Origin of the sequence: Saccharopolyspora sp. NPDC049357 (assembly GCF_040677225.1) — a bacterium.
Classification (GTDB): domain Bacteria; phylum Actinomycetota; class Actinomycetes; order Mycobacteriales; family Pseudonocardiaceae; genus Saccharopolyspora.
The window spans coordinates 1-4,281 of sequence record NZ_JBFAQJ010000085.1; the positions used below are offsets into that span (position 1 = coordinate 1).

Genomic DNA, 4,281 nt, shown 5'->3' on the forward strand with positions numbered 1-4,281 from the left:
CGCGCAGCACCCACAGCAGGGGCATCTCCGCGGGGACGTCGACCTCGACGTCCTTGCCGTTGACGGTGAACTCGTACTTGGGCATGTCGCTCGGGAACTCCTAGAAGTTGATCGGGAAGCTGCGCGGCTGCGTACCGGTCGCGCGGGCGTAGGCGGTGGCCACGGCACCCGCCGCCACCGGAACGCCCAGCTCGCCCACACCGCCCGGGTCGCCGGTCGGGGGCATCACGAAGACCTTCGTCTCGAGCGGCGAATGCCGCTGCCGCGCCCACTTGAAGTCGCTGAAGCTGCCTTCCCGCACGGCGCCGTTGTCGAAGTGCAGGCCCGCCTGAAGGATCGTGGAGATCCCGTCGATGAGCCCGCCCTGCATCTGCGCCTCCACACCACGCGGGTTGATCGCGCGGCCCACGTCCACCGCCACGAAGGCCTTGGTGACCCGCGGGTTCTCCGGGTCGGTGGCGTTGATCTCCACCAGGCACGCCGAGGAGGAGCGATGCTCCTCGTGCACCGCGAGACCTTGGGCCCAGCCCTGGGGCATCGAACGGCCCCAGCCGCCCTCGACGCCGACCTTCTTCAGCACCGCCTTCGCCCGGTCGGTCTTGAGCGAGTCCATCCGGAACTTCAGCGGGTCCTTGCCGAGCTTCGCCGCCAGTTCGTCGACGATGAGCTCTTGCGCGGCGCGGAACGAACCACCGTGCACACCACGCCACTCGGCGGTCTTCACGCCGGGAATCCGCTCGCCCTTGCCGTCGATGGTGACCAGGCCGAACTCGTACGGCACGTTCTGGCTGATGTAGAAGACGATCTCGTCGACCGGCTTGTTGATGGCCGAGAAGATCTCCGAGGTCAGCACGATGCCCGCACCGTGCGACAGGTCCACCATCACGCCGCTCATCTTCTGCTGGAAGGAGCGGACCTTTCCACCCCGGTAGGAGGCGATGATGCGGTGGTGCGTCGGCGGACGCATCCGCCCGTGCCGGGTCTCGTCGTTGCGCGTCCACATCAGCTTGACCGGTTTGCCCACCGCTTTGGACACGCGTGCGGCCTCCACGACGGCGTCGTTGAAACCGCGCGCACCGAACGAGCCACCGGCTCGCGTGATGTGCGCGGTCACGGCCGGCTGCGGCAGCCCGACGGCCTTGGCGACGTCGACCTGCACCCCCATGCCGACCTGGCCCGGGTACCAGACCTCCGCCCGGTCCCGACGCACGTCGGCGACGGCGTAGCTGACCTCCATGGGCGAGTGGCTGACACCGGCGAAGTCGAAGCTCGCGTCGATCTTGCCCTCGCCGTCGCCCAGGTCGAGGGTGTCCATCATGCTGCCGGTCTTCTCGTTCAGCGTCGCCTTGATGTCGGTGTCCGAGGTCCTCGCCCCCGGCCCGGGAACCCAGCTGACGTGGAGCTTCTTCGCGGCTTCCAGAGCCTGCCAGGTGTTCTCGGCGCACACCGCCACACCGGTGGGCAGTTCGACCACGTCGGACACGCCGGGCAGGGCGCGGACTGACGCGTCGTCGAAAGCGGCGACCTTGCCGTCCACGGTGGGCGGCCGTACGACGACGGCGACGACCGAGCCGGGAATCTTGATGTCGCCGACGTACTTGGTGGCGCCGGTGACCATGCCGCGGGCGTCGACGCGGTTCATCGGCTTGCCGAGGACCTTGTGCTGCTCGGTCTTCTTCGGACGCGCCGGGACCGCCGGAACGGTCACCTTGGCCGCGTCCTTGGCCAGTTCTCCGAAGCTCAGCTCGCGTCCGTCGGGCGCGTGCACGGCCGTGTCGGAGACGGTCAGGTCAGTGGCGGGAACGCCGAAGCGCTTACCGGCGGCCGTGACCAGCCGGGACCGGGCGGCGGCAGCCATCGAGGCCAGCGGCTGCCACAGGGCGCGAACACCGCTGGAGAACCCGGTGAAGTGGTTGATGAACAGCTCCGGCCGGGCGTCGGAGATCTCGACGACCACGTCGGAGGGCTTGGCGTCCATCTCCTCGGCGATCATCATGACGACCGAGGTGTTGATGCCCTGGCCGACTTCCAGCCGGGGCATCTCGAAGCGGACCTTGTTGTTGGCGGCGATCTCCAGCCGCATCAGCGGCATGGTGGGCATCGCCAGCATCGTCACGGCGTCGGCGAAGTCGACCATCGGCTCCAGTGGCGGGAGCGGAACCGGGATCTGGGATTTGGCCGCAGCAGCGGCGACCTCACCCTCGGGGACCAGCTGCGCGGCGACCGTCAGCGTCGGGGCGGCCATCAAGTAGGTGAGGAAGCGCCGACGCCCAACACCGGACGCCTGCTCCGGTTCCGCCACCGCTGCCCCCTCCGCGGTTTCCTCTGGAGTGGCGGGCGTGACCATTCAGGACTCCTCTCAAGGGTTGCCCAGGCAACAACCCCAAGCTCGGCTCGAACACAGCGAGCAAGGCGAGACAAGCCCACACGCAGCGTCCGGCACTCCACGCCTCGGGTTCTCGCGGATGTGACTGTGCGTGTTGGCATCTGTGCGCAGACTCACCCTGCTAGGTATGGCGGAGCACCCTAGCGGAGCAGCGACGGAGTGAATAGCCGCCCGAATGCTGCGACAGCAGGCCTTCTCTCGTTCGAATGCGCACTTCTGTGACGCAGAACGGAGGAACCCAAGCAAGTGCTTGCCTGGCGACCAGCGGAAACGAGCACTCCGGTTTTCGGCGCCGGCATCGCATTTCCGGCTTCGAATCCGATGGGTCATACCCGTGAGTGATGCAACCGATATCGTTTCGCGATCCCCGGTTGCCTGCGAACTCTGTTCGGTGTCGGACCCGGGTCGGTCTTCGGTCTCTCGCGGCCTTCACGTACAGCGATCACCACGCCCGTGAGGGCCGGTATTCGCTCTCACTCACCCAGAGCGTCGTTGCCGGACCGGTTTCGGTCAGCCCGTCGCGCACGGCGCTCCACATGCGCTCGGCGACGATCTCGCGGTCGAAGTGAACGACGCTCCCTGTCGGGATCCCGCGCAGGTCTGCCGGTTCCCGGTGCGTGATGGTCTCGGTGCGCTTGACCTTCTGCCTCCCCATCTGCATCACGACCCGCGATTCGGTACCGACCTGCCCGTGCACCCCACTCAGCGGCTCATGCAGCACCAGACCCCGCAACCACTTCGACATGTGTGCCGGTCGGCGAGCAGTTGGACCACCCTCTCCCGCGGCAGAGCGATCTCTCACTCCTGATGCAAGCTTGACGTCGGGACATCGGGGGTCCAGCCAAGTCGGGTCGGGGCGGGCGGCAATCGGGGGTCGCCCGCCCCGCCGCTTCGCTTCCGCTACAGGCCGCAAGCCCCGCGGTCGAGTTGGAAGAACCTGGCGTTGGCCCAGCGGCACAGCCAGATGCCGACCATGACGCCGGCGATCGTGGCCAGGGCCGGGAGGTATCCGCTGGCGACCTGGATGATCGGGATCGCAGGGCAGCCACCCGAGATCGCCCAGCCGGTGCCGAACAGCACGGCACCGGGGACAACACCGCCGTGGATGCGGGTCGGTACGCGGCGGACGCCCACCACGGTGAAGACGACCACGATGATCCCCACTGCCCCCGCGAAGGCGTACAGCATGCGCGGGTCCTGGAAGGTGAACATGCGGTTCAGCTCGGCGTAGTCACCGAACCCGATGCTGGTGACGATGAAACCCAGGGCGAGCCCGGTGATGATGTTGGCGACGAGAACAGCGCCCCTGGTATTCATCAGATCACCTTCCACAGCAGGAACGACACACCCACGGCGGTGCCGAAGAAGACAGTCGTGGCGACGAGGCTGACCGGCCGCAACCGGCCGCATCCGCTGAGCCCGTGGCCCGAGCTGCAGCCACCGGCCAGCCGAGTGCCGAAGCCGACGAGGATCCCGCCGGCGAACAGCACGCCGATCATGACGTTGAGATCGGCGGTGACGAGCCTGCTGAAGCCCTCGCCCATGTCGTAGCGGACTTCGAACTGGCCCATGCTGATCGCCGCGAGCCATCCGCCGATGAAGATCGAGAGCAGTAATGCGGCCTGGGTGACCAGAGGTGCCGGGCGCACCCGTGCGGCGACAGGCTCGATGTCCCGGTCGTCGTCGTGCGTCGCCTTTGGTGGGTGGGAGGCGACGGCGTGGGTGCCGAACTCCGCGGCGGTCGCTGCGGCGAAGGCTTCCTCGAGCGCCCGGTCGTCGGCGAACTCGGCTTCCTGCTTCTCGAAGCGACGTTCGGCGCGCCAGTGCAGGACGCGGTCCCACGCTGAGGACACACCGAAGGACCGATCGGTGATCAGCGTGTAGTTGATGGTGAC

General features: G+C 67.7%; 4 protein-coding genes. All 4 read right to left on the reverse strand.

Annotated features, from left to right (window positions below):
* Window positions 1-100: 100 nt before the first annotated feature.
* Window positions 101-2,347: a molybdopterin cofactor-binding domain-containing protein gene (locus AB0J91_RS32860; protein ID WP_363876887.1), complete on the reverse strand. Its 2,247-nt coding sequence runs from the start codon at window positions 2,345-2,347 to the stop codon at window positions 101-103.
* A 481-nt stretch (window positions 2,348-2,828) separates the two neighbouring features.
* Window positions 2,829-3,119 (reverse strand): hypothetical protein, encoded by a 291-nt coding sequence (locus AB0J91_RS32865; protein WP_363876891.1) that lies wholly within the window; start codon window positions 3,117-3,119, stop codon window positions 2,829-2,831.
* Between the two features lie 167 nt (window positions 3,120-3,286).
* Window positions 3,287-3,703 carry a YeeE/YedE thiosulfate transporter family protein gene (locus tag AB0J91_RS32870; RefSeq protein ID WP_363876894.1) on the reverse strand — a complete coding sequence of 139 codons (417 nt, stop codon included), beginning with the start codon at window positions 3,701-3,703 and terminating at the stop codon, window positions 3,287-3,289.
* Window positions 3,703-4,281: YeeE/YedE thiosulfate transporter family protein (locus AB0J91_RS32875; protein ID WP_363876897.1), on the reverse strand; the 579-nt coding region annotated here is incomplete at its 5' end. The genes AB0J91_RS32875 and AB0J91_RS32870, both read right to left, overlap by 1 nt.